Origin of the sequence: Flavobacterium sp. FlaQc-47, from assembly GCF_044006475.1 — a bacterium.
Taxonomy (GTDB): domain Bacteria; phylum Bacteroidota; class Bacteroidia; order Flavobacteriales; family Flavobacteriaceae; genus Flavobacterium.
The window spans coordinates 86,086-100,167 of sequence record NZ_JBIPCQ010000005.1 but is presented as its reverse complement, the minus strand read 5'-3'; the positions used below and the strand labels follow the sequence as shown (position 1 = coordinate 100,167).

The following is a 14,082-nucleotide window of genomic DNA, read 5'->3' as shown; positions in this document are numbered from 1 at the left end:
TGTTAAAACTCCAAAAAAAAACCATTCGCAGAAACGAATGGTTTAAATTTAATATATAACTCTTACAATTATTTGATCTTGAAAGCGTTTAATCCAGGGAAATAAGCAGTACTTCCCAGCTCTTCTTCAATTCTTAATAATTGATTGTATTTTGCCATACGATCAGAACGAGAAGCAGAACCTGTTTTAATTTGACCACAATTTAAAGCTACAGCTAAATCAGCAATAGTGTTATCCTCTGTTTCTCCTGAACGATGAGACATTACTGAAGTATAACCTGCATTTTTTGCCATATTAACCGCCGCAATTGTTTCAGTTAAAGTACCAATTTGGTTTACTTTCACTAAAATTGAGTTAGCAATTCCTCTTTCAATTCCAGTTGATAAACGTTCAACATTAGTAACAAATAAATCATCACCTACTAATTGTACCTTATGTCCAATTTTTTCAGTTAAATATTTCCATCCATCCCAATCATCTTCGTACATACCATCTTCAATAGAAATAATTGGATATTTAGCAGCAAGTTCAGCTAAATAATCCGCTTGTTCTTCAGAAGTTCTGATTTTTCCAGTTTCACCTTCAAATTTAGTATAATCGTATTTACCATTAACATAAAATTCAGAAGCAGCACAATCTAAAGCAATCATAATTTCGTCACCAAAAGTATATCCAGCTTTTTCAACAGCTAATTTAATTGTATCTAAAGCATCTTCAGTTCCACCAGCCAGGTTTGGAGCAAATCCACCTTCGTCACCAACAGCAGTACTTAAACCTCTGTCGTGCAATACTTTTTTCAAACTGTGGAAAATTTCAGTTCCCATTTGCATAGCATGAGAGAAAGAAGTTGCTTTTACAGGGAAAATCATAAACTCTTGAAATGCAATAGGAGCATCAGAGTGAGAACCTCCATTAATAATATTCATCATTGGTACAGGTAATGTATTAGCAGAAACTCCACCAACATATCTGTATAAAGGCAATCCTAGTTCATTTGCAGCAGCTTTTGCAGCAGCTAAAGAAACTCCTAAAATAGCATTAGCTCCTAATTTAGATTTATTTGGAGTTCCGTCTAAATCGATCATTAACTGATCAATAGTATTTTGTTCAAAAACAGAAGTTCCAACTAATTCTTCAGCAATAACAGTATTTACATTGTTCACTGCATTCAAAACTCCTTTTCCTAAAAAAGCTTTTCCTCCGTCACGTAATTCAACAGCTTCATGTTCTCCGGTTGATGCTCCAGATGGAACAGCAGCTCTACCTAAAACTCCATTTTCAGTAATTACATCAACTTCAATAGTAGGATTACCTCTGGAATCAAAAATTTGTCTTGCGTGAACTTTTATTATAATACTCATTATTTTTGTTTTTTATTAATAAATTATAAATATTTTTCGAAATTATAAAAATATTTAATATTAAATACCACATTTAACAATTAAATACCTTTATTTTATTAACTACATCGTTTTAGCAGAAGCGCCTTTTATATTCTCAACAAACTGATCGAATAAATAAGACGAATCATGTGGTCCGGGACTTGCTTCCGGATGATATTGAACTGAAAAACAATTTTTATTTTTCATACGCATTCCAGCCACAGTGTCATCATTTAAATGTATGTGAGTGAGTTCTAACTCAGGATGACCATTTAAAGCTTCCCTTTTTACTGCAAAACCATGATTTTGAGAAGTAATTTCACCTTTACCTGTCAGAAGGTTTTTTACAGGATGATTAATTCCCCTGTGTCCACCAAACATTTTATATGTTTTAACTCCATTTGCCAAAGCAATTATTTGATGCCCTAAGCAAATTCCAAATAAAGGTTTATCATCTGCAATAATTCCTTTCGCAACTTCAATTGCCCCAAAAAGCGGATCTGGATCCCCAGGACCATTTGACAAGAAATATCCATCAGGATTAAATGCAGCTAAGTCTTTATAAGTTGAATTGTATGGAAAAACTTTTATATAACAATCTCTTTTCGCAAGGTTTCTTAAGATATTTTTTTTGATTCCTAAATCCAAAGCAGAGATTTTATATGTAGCATTTTCATCACCAAAAAAATAAGGTTCAGTAGTTGAAACTTTTGACGCCAACTCTAAACCTTCCATGTTTGGCACATTTGCCAATTCTTTTTTCAAATCTTCAACTGAAGTACCATCCGTGCAAATAACTGCGTTCATAGCCCCGTTATCACGAATATAGCTTACTAATGCTCTAGTATCAACATCAGAAATACATATCAAATTTTGCTTAATAAAGTAATCTTCCAAACTTCCGGAAGAATCCTCTCTAGAATAATTAAAACTAAAGTTTTTACAAACTAATCCAGCAATTTTGATACTATCAGATTCAACTTCTAAATCATTAACACCATAATTCCCAATGTGAGGATTAGTAGCAACCATAATTTGACCAAAATAAGAAGGATCAGTAAAAATCTCCTGATATCCGGTCATCCCTGTATTAAAACAAACTTCACCAAAAGTTTTACCGCTAATTCCGATCGATTTTCCGTGAAAAATAGTTCCATCACTTAGTAATAAAATGGCGCTTTGTCGTGTAGTGTATTTCATTATATAATTTGTATTGTTTTTTTTAATTGTTCATGAAACTCGCGATGCTAATTTGCATTTGTAATTAGATATTTTGCAAATTTACTTCTTTAAAAGAGTGCTTCCAAGATTTTTTAAAAATTTCATCCATAAAAATAAAACCTTAACAGTTAAATAAGTTAAATTTTAATCCTTAAAAAAAATCCAAAAAAAAAGGATAAACTAAAAATTAGCTTATCCTTGATTTCTATAGAATCATTACTTTCATAATTATTCAGAAGCTTCAGTAGTCGTTTCTGATTCAGCAGCTGGAGCCTCAGTAGTCTCATCAGCTTTTTTTGCTTTACCACCACGACGGCTTTTAGCTTTTTTAACTTCCTTTTTACCACCATTGTAAAGTTCATTGAAATCTACAAGTTCGATCATTGCCATATCAGCATTATCTCCCAAACGATTTCCAACTTTAATGATACGAGTGTATCCACCTGGACGGTCTCCAACTTTAGCAGCTACGTCTCTGAACAAGTCAGTTACCGCATATTTACTACGTAAGTAAGCAAAAACAATACGACGATTGTGAGTCGTATCTTCTTTTGATTTTGTGATTAAAGGCTCAACGAATTGTTTAAGCGCTTTAGCCTTAGCAACAGTAGTGTTAATACGTTTGTGCTCAATAAGAGAACAAGCCATATTAGCTAACATAGCTTTTCTATGTCCAGTCTGTCTGCTTAAGTGATTGAATTTTTTTCCGTGTCTCATTGCTATTTTAAATTTAATCCGCCGCAGCGGATTGAATTATTCTTTATCTAATTTGTATTTAGCTAAGTCCATTCCGAAAGTCAAATTTTTAACAGCTACAAGTTCATCTAGCTCAGTTAAAGATTTTTTACCAAAATTACGGAATTTCATTAGGTCATTTTTATTGAACGATACTAAATCACCAAGTGTATCAACTTCAGCCGCTTTCAAGCAATTTAATGCTCTCACAGATAAATCCATATCAACAAGCTTAGTTTTAAGCAATTGTCTCATATGCAATGACTCTTCATCATACGATTCTGTTTGTGCAATTTCGTCAGCCTCGAGTGTAATTCTTTCGTCAGAAAATAACATGAAGTGGTGAATTAAAACTTTTGCAGCTTCAGTAAGAGCATCTTTTGGATTAATTGATCCATCAGTTTTAATTTCAAAAACTAATTTTTCGTAATCTGTTTTTTGCTCAACACGGAAGTTTTCAATTGCATATTTTACATTTTTTACCGGAGTAAAAATAGAGTCTGTAAAAATGGTACCAATCGCAGCATTCTGTTTTTTGTTCTCCTCAGCAGGAACATATCCTCTACCTTTTTCGATTGTTAAATCGAAGTTCAATTTGATTTTAGAATCTAAATTACAGATAACAAGGTCTGGATTCAAAACTTGAAAACCTGAAATAAATTTTTGAAAATCACCTGCTGTTAATTGATCTTTACCAGAAACAGAAATTGTAACTGCTTCATTATCGATATCTTCAATTTGACGTTTGAAACGTACTTGTTTTAGATTAAGGATAATTTCGGTAACATCTTCAACAACACCTGAAATAGTAGAAAACTCATGATCTACACCTTCGATACGAACAGATGTAATTGCATAACCTTCTAATGCTGAAAGCAAAACTCTTCTAAGTGCATTACCAACTGTCAATCCATAACCAGGTTCTAAAGGTCTAAATTCGAATTTACCTTCAAAATCGGTTGAATCGATCATGATAACTTTATCGGGCTTTTGAAAATTAAATATTGCCATAAATTTCGACTAAGTCAATTATTATTTGTTGTACAACTCTACGATTAATTGTTCTTTAATGTTTTCTGGAATTTGAAGTCTTGCAGGTACAGAAACAAAAGTTCCTTCTTTAAGATCATTGTTCCAAGTAATCCATTCGTAAACATGACTTGAATTTGATAAAGAACGTTCAATAGCTTCTAAAGATTTAGATTTTTCACGAACTGCTACTTTATCACCAGGTTTAAGGTGGTAAGAAGCGATATTTACAACTTCACCATTTACAGTAACGTGTCTGTGAGAAACTAATTGTCTAGCACCTCTTCTAGAAGGAGCAATACCCATTCTAAAAACAACGTTATCTAATCTTGCTTCACATAATTGTAAAAGAACTTCACCAGTAACACCTTTAGTAGCTGATGCTTTTTTGAATAAATTTCTGAATTGTTTTTCTAAAATTCCATAAGAATATTTAGCTTTTTGCTTTTCCATTAACTGAACAGCGTACTCAGATTTTTTTCCTCTTTTTTTAGCCATCCCGTGTTGTCCAGGTGGGTAATTTCTTTTTTCGAAAGATTTATCATCTCCGAAAATTGCTTCGCCAAATTTACGAGCAATTCTAGTTTTTGGACCAGTATATCTTGCCATTTCTAAAAAATTAAATTTAAGGTAGAGATTATGAATTCAGGTCAAATCCTTCGATAATCTATATTCTACCTTGTTATACTATATTAAATAAATTAAACTCTACGTCTTTTTGGAGGACGACATCCGTTGTGAGGCATTGGAGTAACATCGATAATCTCTGTAACTTCAATTCCACCGTTATGAATAGAACGGATAGCAGACTCACGTCCGTTTCCTGGTCCTTTTACATAAACTTTTACTTTTTTAAGTCCAGCTTCAAGAGCTACTTTACTACAATCTTCTGCTGCCATTTGGGCTGCGTATGGAGTATTCTTTTTAGAACCTCTAAAACCCATTTTACCAGCTGAAGACCAAGAAATAACTTCACCTTTTTTGTTTGTCAAAGAAATAATGATGTTATTGAAGGTAGCAGAAATATGAGCTTCTCCCGTTGATTCAACGATAACTTTACGTTTTTTTGCAGTTGCTTTAGCCATATTACTTATTATTTAGTTGCTTTTTTCTTGTTAGCAACAGTTTTTCTTTTACCTTTTCTTGTTCTAGAGTTGTTTTTAGTTCTTTGTCCTCTTAACGGAAGACCAGATCTATGACGGATACCTCTGTAACAACCAATATCCATTAAACGTTTGATGTTTAAAGAAACTTCCGAACGTAATTCTCCTTCAATTTTGTAAAATGAAACAGCATCACGAATCGCTCCGATCTCATCATCATTCCACTCTTGAACTTTTTTGTCTTGGCTAACTTGAGCTTTTTCTAAAATCTCAATAGCTCTACTTCTTCCTAATCCAAAGATATAGGTAAGTGCTATAACACCTCTTTTATTTTTTGGGATATCTACCCCTGCTATTCTTGCCATAATTATCCTTGTCTTTGTTTAAATCTAGGATTCTTTTTGTTTATTACGTACAATCTCCCTTTTCTACGCACAATGATGCACTCGGGACTTCTCTTTTTTACTGATGCTCTAACTTTCATAGTGAATATCCTTTAATATCGATAAGTAATTCTTGCTTTTGACAAATCATAAGGACTCATTTCTAGTTTCACTTTATCACCAGGTAATAACTTGATGTAATGCATACGCATTTTTCCAGAAATATGAGCAATTACGATATGTCCATTTTCTAACTCTACACGGAACATCGCATTTGATAATGCTTCAATGATTGATCCGTCTTGTTCTATTGCTGATTGTTTTGCCATATAAAAATTAAGCTACTGCTTTTCTATTTTTACCAGTCTTCATTAAACCATCATAATGTTTGTTTAACAAGTATGAGTTGATTTGTTGAATAGTATCTATTGCAACCCCAACCATAATTATTAACGAGGTACCTCCAAAAAACATTGCCCAAGATTGTTGTACATCCATAATACTTACAACAATAGCTGGGAACACAGCAATCAAAGCAAGGAATAAAGATCCTGGGAAAGTTATTAAAGACATCACTTTATCAAGAAATTCTGAAGTTTCAGCTCCCGGACGAACGCCAGGAATAAAACCACCACTTCTTTTCAAATCATCAGCCATCTTGTTAGTAGGAACTGTAATCGCAGTATAAAAGAAAGTAAATACAATAATTAAAGTTGCAAATACAAAGTTATACCAAAATCCGAACATATTACTAAACGCGCCAACAATAGATTGTGATGTGTCTGATTTAGACAATCCAGCTACAGCTGCAGGTATAAACATAATTGCCTGAGCAAAGATGATTGGCATAACCCCAGAAGCATTCAGCTTAAGAGGAATCCATTGTCTATTACCACCTGCCAAATCTTGTTCGTAATCCCCACTTGTTGTACGACGCGCGTATTGAACAGGAATTCTACGTACTGCCATTGTAAGCAATACACAAGAAATGATTACTAATAACCAAACAATAATTTCAATAACTAACAACATTGGACCACCATTGTTATTGGTTACTCTGGTTGTAAACTCTTGAATAAAAGCTTGCGGTAAACGCGCCAAAATACCAACCATAATCAATAATGAAATTCCATTTCCAATACCTTTATCTGTAATTTTTTCCCCAAGCCACATAGCAAAAATAGTACCAGTAACTAAGATAATAACAGACGAAAACAAAAATTCAGGTGAATTAAAGCCTAGTAAGAATGCACTTCCAGGTAACGTTCTGTATAAATTATAGATATAAGTTGGACCTTGAACCAGTGTAATAGCTATAGTCAACCAACGAGTGATTTGATTAATCTTTTTTCTACCACTCTCTCCATCGTTTTGAAGTTTTTGTAAATAAGGAATAGCAATTCCCATTAACTGAACAACAATAGATGCAGAAATATAAGGCATAATACCTAAAGCAAAAACTGAAGCTTTAGAGAAAGCACCTCCTGTAAACATGTCTAGGATTGACCCTAAACCATTTTTAGTTTGTCCCGCTAAGCCTGTTAATTGAGTTGCGTCAATTCCAGGTAGCGTTACGTGTGCACCAAAACGATATACTAAAAGCAATCCTAATGTAATTAAGATTCTGTTTTTCAGTTCTTCGATTTTCCAAACATTACTTATTGATTCAATAAATTTCTTCATCTTAGTAGATAAGTTATATAGTTACAGCTTCTCCACCAGCAGCTTCAATAGCAGCTTTTGCAGTAGCAGTAAATTTGTGGGCAGTTACTTTTAATTTTGCTTTCAATTCTCCTCTACCTAAAATCTTAACGATTTCATTTTTGGTAGCAAGACGATTTGCTACGAAATCTGTCATAGAAACAGAATCAGTAATCACACCATTGTCTACTAATAATTGAAGCGTATCTAAATTAACACCTTCGTATTCTTTACGATTGATGTTTGTGAAACCAAACTTAGGTACACGTCTTTGAAGTGGCATTTGCCCTCCCTCAAAACCAATCTTTTTAGAATAACCAGAACGAGATTTTGCTCCTTTGTGTCCTCTTGCAGAAGTACCACCTTTTCCTGAACCTTCTCCTCTACCTAATCTTTTATTTTGATTGTGTGTTGACCCTTCAGCTGGTTGTAAGTTACTTAAATTCATAACAGTATTTGTTATTTAGCTTCTTCGACAGAAACTAAGTGTTTAACTTTGTTTATCATCCCAAGGATAGCAGGATTTGAATCATGCTCTACAACTTGTCCCATTTTACGTAGACCTAAAGCTTCCAAACCTCTCTTTTGAGAAAGAGGACAGTTGATTTTGCTTCTTACTTGTTTTACTAATAATTTAGCCATAATTTCCTTGAATTAACCTTTAAAAACTTTTTCTAAAGAAACACCTCTTTGTTTTGCAACAGTATGAGCGCTTCTCATTTGTAACAAAGCATCAAAAGTTGCTTTTACTACGTTATGAGGATTTGATGATCCTTGAGATTTAGATAATACATCGTGAATACCTACTGACTCAAGAACTGAACGAACAGCTCCACCAGCAATAACTCCTGTACCATGGGAAGCAGGAATTAAGAATACACGTGCACCACCAAATTTACCTTTTTGTTCGTGAGGAACAGATTGTCCATTCAAAGGAATCTTAACTAGATTTTTCTTAGCATCTTCTACTGCTTTCGCAATTGCCTCAGAAACGTCTTTAGATTTTCCTAATCCATGACCAACTACTCCGTTTTCATCACCTACAACTACAATAGCAGAAAAACCGAAAGCTCTACCACCTTTTGTAACCTTAGTAACACGATTAACACTTACCAGACGATCTTTAAGTTCAAGACCACTTGGTTTTACCAATTCTACATTTTTGTATTTAGACATAATATATTAGAATTTAAGTCCAGCCGCTCTTGCGCCTTCTGCTAATGATTTAATACGACCGTGATACAAATATCCACCTCTGTCAAAAGTGATGGTATCAATCCCAGCTTTTAACGCTTTCTCTGCAACTAATTTTCCAACAGCAGCAGCGACTTCAACGTTAGTACCTTTTCCTATTTCTTTTTCTCTTGAAGATGCAGCTAAAATAGTAACTCCGTTTACGTCATCAATAAGTTGAGCATAAATTTCTTTGTTACTTCTAAATACAGATAGTCTTGGGTTAGCAGTAGTACCACTAATCGATTTTCTAATTCTGAATCTAATTCTCTGTCTTCTATCAGATTTTGTTAATGACATAATCTTATTTTTTAAGCTGATTTACCTGCTTTTCTTCTTAATACTTCACCCACAAATTTAACACCTTTTCCTTTGTACGGCTCAGGCTTACGGAAACCTCTGATTTTCGCAGCGACCTGTCCTAAAAGTTGTTTGTCAAATGATGTTAATTTTACGATAGGGTTTTTACCTTTTTCAGATATTGTTTCTAAAGCCACTTCTGGAGCAATTTCCAAAACAATATTGTGAGAATATCCAAGAGCTAAATCTAGCTTTTGACCTTGGTTTGAAGCTCTATAACCAACTCCAACTAATTCAAGTTCTTTAGTAAAACCTTCAGACACACCAATAATCATGTTATTGATTAATGATCTGTACAATCCGTGTTTTGCTCTTTGGTCTTTATGATCAGACGATCTCTCTAATAAAACCTGATCGCCTTCAACTTTTACAGTAATGTCCGAAAACTCCTGAGTTAGTTGACCTTTTTTTCCTTTTACTGTAACGATACCATCTTTAACTTCTACAGTTACTCCAGCAGCGATTACAATTGGGCTTTTACCTATTCTTGACATCTTATTTAGTCTTTAAAATTAGTATACGTAACAAATTACTTCACCACCTACATTTAATTGTTTTGCTTGCTTTCCAGTCATAAGACCTTTTGAAGTTGAAACAATTGCAATTCCTAATCCATTAAGGATTCTTGGTAATTTGGCAGCACCTGCATATTTACGTAAACCAGGTTTACTAATTCTTTGGATATCTTTAATTACAGGCTCTTTAGTATCTTTATCATACTTTAAAGCAATTTTGATTGAACCCTGAACAGAGTTGTCTTCAAATTTGTAACTCAAGATATAACCTTGATCAAATAAGATCTTAGTTATTTCTTTTTTTAGATTAGAAGCTGGAATTTCAACAACTTTGTGGTTTGCAGCCACAGCGTTACGAACTCTAGTCAAATAATCTGCAATAGGATCTGTATACATATGTATTTGATTGCGACTATGGTTTTCGGGAGGCACTCGCCTCCCGAACCTTTAATCAATTAAAATTATTTTTTGGTTTGCAAAAGTAGTAACTTATTGCGAGATTACCAAGACGCTTTTTTAACTCCAGGAATTAATCCATTATTAGCCATCTCACGGAAAGTTACACGTGAAATACCAAATTGACGAATATAACCTCTTGGTCTACCTGTTAATTTACAACGATTGTGCAAACGAACTGGTGAAGCATTTTTAGGTAATTTTTGTAAACCTTCAAAATCTCCAGCTTCTTTCAAAGCTTTTCTTTTTTCAGCATACTTAGCTACCGTTTTCTCTCTTTTTACCTCACGGGCTTTCATTGATTCTTTAGCCATGTCTTAATTCTTTTTAAAAGGTAATCCTAATTCAGTCAATAATGACTTTGCTTCCTTGTCTGTTTGAGCAGTAGTAACAAATGTAATATCCATTCCTGAAATTTTGTTTACTTTATCAATATCAATTTCAGGGAAAATGATTTGCTCTAAAACTCCAAGGTTGTAATTACCTCTTCCGTCGAAACCAGTAGCTTTAATACCACTAAAATCTCTAACGCGTGGTAAAGCAGAAGTAATAAGTCTATCTAAAAACTCATACATTCTTTCACCACGTAAAGTAACTTTTGCTCCAATTGGCATCCCTTTTCTCAATTTAAATGACGCAACGTCTTTCTTTGAAATTGTAGATACTGCTTTTTGTCCAGTGATCTTTGTTAACTCATCAACTGCATAGTCAATAAGTTTTTTATCAGATACAGCTGCACCAACTCCACGGCTCAAAACGATTTTTTCAAGTTTTGGAACTTGCATCACGTTTGTATATCCGAATTCCTCTTTAAGAGCAGAGATTACTCTACTCTTATATTCTTCTTTTAGTCTAGGTGTATATGCCATTACTATAGTACTTGATTAGATTTTTTTGAAAATCTTACTTTCTTATCTCCTTCTACTCTAATACCAACTCTAGTTGTTTCCTTAGTTTTAGGATCAATTAGTGAAATGTTAGATATTTGTATAGAAGCTTCTTTCTTAACGATACCACCTTGAGGGTTTTTAGCACTTGGTTTTGTATGTTTCGAAACCATGTTTACACCTTCAACTATCGCTTTATTTTTCTCACGGTAAACACGTAAAACTTTACCTTCAGCACCTTTATGGTCTCCAGCAATAACTCTTACGATATCTCCTGATTTTATTTTTAGCTTTATCATCTTAAAACGAATTAAAGCACTTCTGGTGCTAATGATACAATTTTCATGAATTGTTTTTCACGAAGTTCTCTTGCTACCGGACCAAAAACACGTGTTCCTCTCATTTCCCCTGCAGCGTTCAAAAGAACACATGCATTATCATCGAAACGGATATAAGAACCATCAGCTCTTCTCACTTCTTTTTTGGTACGTACAACAACTGCAGTTGAAACAGCTCCTTTTTTAACGTTACCGTTAGGAGTTGCATCTTTAATAGATACTACAATCTTGTCACCAACAGAGGCATACCTTCTTTTGGTACCTCCTAAAACACGGATAGTTAAAACTTCTTTTGCTCCCGTATTATCTGCTACTTTTAGTCTTGATTCCTGTTGTACCATAATTATTTAGCTCTTTCTAAGATTTCAACTAATCTCCAACATTTTGTTTTACTTAAAGGACGCGTTTCGCTAATTCTTACAGTATCTCCAATGTTACAGTCGTTTGTTTCGTCGTGTGCAACGTATTTCTTTGTTTTCAACACGAACTTACCGTATAATGGGTGTTTTACTTTTCTTACTTCAGCAATAACAATAGATTTATCCATTTTATTTGAAGTAACGACACCTATTCTTTCTTTTCTTAAATTTCTTTTTTCTTCCATCTTTCAGCAGAATACAATTATTGTAACTCTCTTTTAGTTAACTCTGTAGCCAATCTTGCAACTGTTCTTCTTACACTTCTAATTTGAAGTGGGTTCTCAATTGGAGAAATAGCGTGAGCCATTTTTAGGTCAGCATATATTTTCTTAGTTTGACTAAGTTTTTCTTGCAACTCCGCTGCAGAAAGATCTTTTATTTCTGATTGTTTCATAATATAAATTTAATTATGCTTCGAAATCTCTAGCAACGACGAATTTAGTTTTCACTGGAAGCTTTTGAGCTGCAAGACGTAAAGCCTCTTTTGCAACTGATAAAGGAACTCCTCCAACTTCAAACATAATTCTTCCGGGTTTAACAACGGCAGCCCAATATTCAACGGCACCTTTACCTTTACCCATACGTACCTCAAGAGGTTTCTTAGTAATTGGTTTGTCTGGAAATATTTTGATCCATAATTGTCCTTCTCTCTTCATAAAACGAGTTGCAGCAATACGCGCAGCTTCGATTTGACGAGAAGTTAAGAACATTCCATCTTCATGTACAGATTTAATACCAAACATTCCATTAGAAAGTTCATGCCCTCTTTGAGAGTTACCTTTCATTTTACCCTTTTGTACCTTACGGTATTTTGTTCTTTTAGGCTGTAACATTTTTCTTTAGTTTAAAAATTTACTTTCTTTTACGAGCGTCTGGTTTTCCACCTTTATTAAAAGGCTTTCTATCTCCTCTAGGAGAATCGCCACCTTTACCACCACCAGTTCCAGATTGTTTTTTATCCATTCCTGCAAGTGGAGAAAGATCTCTCTTTCCATAAACTTCACCTTTCATGATCCATACTTTGATACCCATTCTACCATAAGTAGTGTGAGCTTCAGCCAAAGCATAATCAATATCAGCTCTGAAAGTTGATAGAGGAATTCTACCTTCTTTGAAACCTTCTGAACGTGCCATCTCAGCACCATTCAAACGACCAGAAATCAAAACTTTGATACCTTCAGCGTTCATACGCATAGAAGCAGCAATAGCCATTTTGATTGCACGTCTGTAAGAAATACGGCTTTCGATTTGACGAGCGATGCTTGTCGCCACAAGATAAGCATCTAATTCAGGTCTTTTGATTTCAAAGATGTTGATTTGAACCTCTTTGTCAGTAACCTTCTTAAGTTCTTCTTTCAACTTGTCTACCTCTTGCCCACCTTTTCCGATAATAATACCAGGTCTAGCAGTAGTGATAGTAACGGTTACAAGTTTCAAAGTTCTCTCGATGATTACTTTAGATACACTAGCTTTTGATAAACGAGCGTGGATATACTTTCTGATTTTGTGATCTTCGGCAAGTTTATCACCGTAATCATTTCCACCATACCAGTTTGAGTCCCACCCTCTGATGATACCAAGTCTATTTCCAATTGGATTTGTCTTTTGTCCCATGCTGCTTAAGAATTGCTTTGTGTGTTATTGATAGCTCCAAGCACGATTGTTACGTGATTAGAACGTTTTCTTATTCTGTGTGCACGACCTTGTGGAGCTGGACGAAGCCTTTTCAACATCATTCCACCATCTACTCTGATCTCTTTAACAAATAACCCAGCTTCTTCTAAATTACCTTCACTATTTTTTTGCTCCCAGTTGTTGATTGCAGATAATAATAGTTTCTCTAATTTTCTTGAAGCTTCTTTAGAACTAAATCTTAAGATGTTAAGTGCTCTTTCTACCTTCTGACCTCTTACCAAGTCCGCTACTAAGCGCATTTTTCTAGGTGAAGTAGGGCAGTTATTCAATTTTGCGAAAGCAATAGACTTATTAGCCTCTTTTCTCGCATCTGCTGTTTCTCTTTTACGAACTCCCATTACTTCTTATTTTTTACCTTTATTTTTTGCTCCAGCATGACCTCTAAAAGATCTAGTTGGTGAAAATTCTCCTAATTTGTGACCTACCATGTTTTCTGTTACGTAAACTGGTACAAATTGACGACCGTTATGAACTGCGATAGTTTGTCCAACGAAATCCGGAGTAATCATAGAAGCTCTAGACCAAGTCTTCACTACACTATTTTTACCACTTTCTACGTTTTCCTGAACTTTCTTGTCTAACTTATAATGAACGAAAGGTCCTTTTTTTAATGAACGTGCCATAT

General features: G+C 34.3%; 26 protein-coding genes. All 26 read right to left on the bottom strand.

Annotation, left to right across the window (positions count from 1 at the left end):
* Positions 1-68: 68 nt before the first annotated feature.
* Positions 69-1,361 carry a phosphopyruvate hydratase gene (eno, locus tag ACHRVX_RS16890; RefSeq protein ID WP_395334258.1) on the bottom strand — a complete coding sequence of 431 codons (1,293 nt, stop codon included), beginning with the start codon at positions 1,359-1,361 and terminating at the stop codon, positions 69-71.
* Positions 1,362-1,463: 102 nt separating this feature from the next.
* Complete coding sequence (carA, locus tag ACHRVX_RS16885; RefSeq protein ID WP_395334256.1) at positions 1,464-2,582, bottom strand: glutamine-hydrolyzing carbamoyl-phosphate synthase small subunit; 1,119 nt, start codon at positions 2,580-2,582, stop codon at positions 1,464-1,466.
* Between the two features lie 249 nt (positions 2,583-2,831).
* Complete coding sequence (gene rplQ / locus ACHRVX_RS16880; protein WP_395334255.1) at positions 2,832-3,320, bottom strand: 50S ribosomal protein L17; 489 nt, start codon at positions 3,318-3,320, stop codon at positions 2,832-2,834.
* A 36-nt stretch (positions 3,321-3,356) separates the two neighbouring features.
* Positions 3,357-4,349, bottom strand: a complete 993-nt coding sequence (locus ACHRVX_RS16875; protein WP_026109818.1) for a DNA-directed RNA polymerase subunit alpha — start codon at positions 4,347-4,349, stop codon at positions 3,357-3,359.
* A gap of 21 nt (positions 4,350-4,370) precedes the next feature.
* On the bottom strand, positions 4,371-4,976 hold the full coding sequence (gene rpsD, locus ACHRVX_RS16870; RefSeq protein WP_026982953.1) for a 30S ribosomal protein S4: 606 nt from the start codon (positions 4,974-4,976) through the stop codon (positions 4,371-4,373).
* A 92-nt stretch (positions 4,977-5,068) separates the two neighbouring features.
* A complete protein-coding gene (rpsK, locus tag ACHRVX_RS16865) occupies positions 5,069-5,452 on the bottom strand; it encodes a 30S ribosomal protein S11 (protein WP_007803677.1) in 384 nt (127 codons plus the stop codon).
* 8 nt (positions 5,453-5,460) lie between these two features.
* Positions 5,461-5,835, bottom strand: coding sequence for a 30S ribosomal protein S13 (gene rpsM, locus ACHRVX_RS16860; protein ID WP_072960635.1), 375 nt, complete (start codon positions 5,833-5,835; stop codon positions 5,461-5,463).
* A 2-nt stretch (positions 5,836-5,837) separates the two neighbouring features.
* Positions 5,838-5,954, bottom strand: a complete 117-nt coding sequence (ykgO, locus tag ACHRVX_RS16855) for a type B 50S ribosomal protein L36 (protein ID WP_072945378.1) — start codon at positions 5,952-5,954, stop codon at positions 5,838-5,840.
* A gap of 12 nt (positions 5,955-5,966) precedes the next feature.
* A complete protein-coding gene (infA, locus tag ACHRVX_RS16850) occupies positions 5,967-6,182 on the bottom strand; it encodes a translation initiation factor IF-1 (RefSeq protein ID WP_007136545.1) in 216 nt (71 codons plus the stop codon).
* Between the two features lie 7 nt (positions 6,183-6,189).
* Positions 6,190-7,536: a preprotein translocase subunit SecY gene (gene secY, locus ACHRVX_RS16845; RefSeq protein WP_065450858.1), complete on the bottom strand. Its 1,347-nt coding sequence runs from the start codon at positions 7,534-7,536 to the stop codon at positions 6,190-6,192.
* 13 nt (positions 7,537-7,549) lie between these two features.
* Positions 7,550-8,002, bottom strand: a complete 453-nt coding sequence (gene rplO / locus ACHRVX_RS16840) for a 50S ribosomal protein L15 (RefSeq protein WP_017495009.1) — start codon at positions 8,000-8,002, stop codon at positions 7,550-7,552.
* Between the two features lie 11 nt (positions 8,003-8,013).
* Positions 8,014-8,196 (bottom strand): 50S ribosomal protein L30, encoded by a 183-nt coding sequence (rpmD, locus tag ACHRVX_RS16835; protein ID WP_017495010.1) that lies wholly within the window; start codon positions 8,194-8,196, stop codon positions 8,014-8,016.
* A gap of 12 nt (positions 8,197-8,208) precedes the next feature.
* Complete coding sequence (rpsE, locus tag ACHRVX_RS16830; RefSeq protein WP_085950926.1) at positions 8,209-8,733, bottom strand: 30S ribosomal protein S5; 525 nt, start codon at positions 8,731-8,733, stop codon at positions 8,209-8,211.
* A 3-nt stretch (positions 8,734-8,736) separates the two neighbouring features.
* Positions 8,737-9,087, bottom strand: a complete 351-nt coding sequence (rplR, locus tag ACHRVX_RS16825) for a 50S ribosomal protein L18 (RefSeq protein ID WP_213300742.1) — start codon at positions 9,085-9,087, stop codon at positions 8,737-8,739.
* Positions 9,088-9,098: 11 nt separating this feature from the next.
* On the bottom strand, positions 9,099-9,641 hold the full coding sequence (gene rplF, locus ACHRVX_RS16820; RefSeq protein WP_042565877.1) for a 50S ribosomal protein L6: 543 nt from the start codon (positions 9,639-9,641) through the stop codon (positions 9,099-9,101).
* A gap of 18 nt (positions 9,642-9,659) precedes the next feature.
* Positions 9,660-10,058: a 30S ribosomal protein S8 gene (gene rpsH, locus ACHRVX_RS16815; protein ID WP_017495014.1), complete on the bottom strand. Its 399-nt coding sequence runs from the start codon at positions 10,056-10,058 to the stop codon at positions 9,660-9,662.
* A 104-nt stretch (positions 10,059-10,162) separates the two neighbouring features.
* Positions 10,163-10,432: a 30S ribosomal protein S14 gene (gene rpsN / locus ACHRVX_RS16810; protein WP_007803655.1), complete on the bottom strand. Its 270-nt coding sequence runs from the start codon at positions 10,430-10,432 to the stop codon at positions 10,163-10,165.
* Positions 10,433-10,435: 3 nt separating this feature from the next.
* Positions 10,436-10,987 (bottom strand): 50S ribosomal protein L5, encoded by a 552-nt coding sequence (gene rplE / locus ACHRVX_RS16805; protein WP_083694052.1) that lies wholly within the window; start codon positions 10,985-10,987, stop codon positions 10,436-10,438.
* Between the two features lie 2 nt (positions 10,988-10,989).
* Positions 10,990-11,304: a 50S ribosomal protein L24 gene (gene rplX / locus ACHRVX_RS16800; protein WP_007803650.1), complete on the bottom strand. Its 315-nt coding sequence runs from the start codon at positions 11,302-11,304 to the stop codon at positions 10,990-10,992.
* Positions 11,305-11,315: 11 nt separating this feature from the next.
* Positions 11,316-11,684 (bottom strand): 50S ribosomal protein L14, encoded by a 369-nt coding sequence (rplN, locus tag ACHRVX_RS16795; RefSeq protein ID WP_007803649.1) that lies wholly within the window; start codon positions 11,682-11,684, stop codon positions 11,316-11,318.
* Between the two features lie 2 nt (positions 11,685-11,686).
* Positions 11,687-11,947: a 30S ribosomal protein S17 gene (rpsQ, locus tag ACHRVX_RS16790; protein WP_007803646.1), complete on the bottom strand. Its 261-nt coding sequence runs from the start codon at positions 11,945-11,947 to the stop codon at positions 11,687-11,689.
* A gap of 17 nt (positions 11,948-11,964) precedes the next feature.
* On the bottom strand, positions 11,965-12,156 hold the full coding sequence (gene rpmC, locus ACHRVX_RS16785; RefSeq protein WP_007803639.1) for a 50S ribosomal protein L29: 192 nt from the start codon (positions 12,154-12,156) through the stop codon (positions 11,965-11,967).
* A gap of 13 nt (positions 12,157-12,169) precedes the next feature.
* Positions 12,170-12,595, bottom strand: coding sequence for a 50S ribosomal protein L16 (rplP, locus tag ACHRVX_RS16780; protein ID WP_007803637.1), 426 nt, complete (start codon positions 12,593-12,595; stop codon positions 12,170-12,172).
* A gap of 19 nt (positions 12,596-12,614) precedes the next feature.
* Positions 12,615-13,376 (bottom strand): 30S ribosomal protein S3, encoded by a 762-nt coding sequence (rpsC, locus tag ACHRVX_RS16775; RefSeq protein ID WP_007803635.1) that lies wholly within the window; start codon positions 13,374-13,376, stop codon positions 12,615-12,617.
* 5 nt (positions 13,377-13,381) lie between these two features.
* Positions 13,382-13,795: a 50S ribosomal protein L22 gene (gene rplV / locus ACHRVX_RS16770; protein WP_007803631.1), complete on the bottom strand. Its 414-nt coding sequence runs from the start codon at positions 13,793-13,795 to the stop codon at positions 13,382-13,384.
* A gap of 6 nt (positions 13,796-13,801) precedes the next feature.
* Entirely contained in the window at positions 13,802-14,080 is a 279-nt protein-coding gene (rpsS, locus tag ACHRVX_RS16765; protein WP_012022488.1) for a 30S ribosomal protein S19, read from the bottom strand.
* Positions 14,081-14,082: the final 2 nt, after the last annotated feature.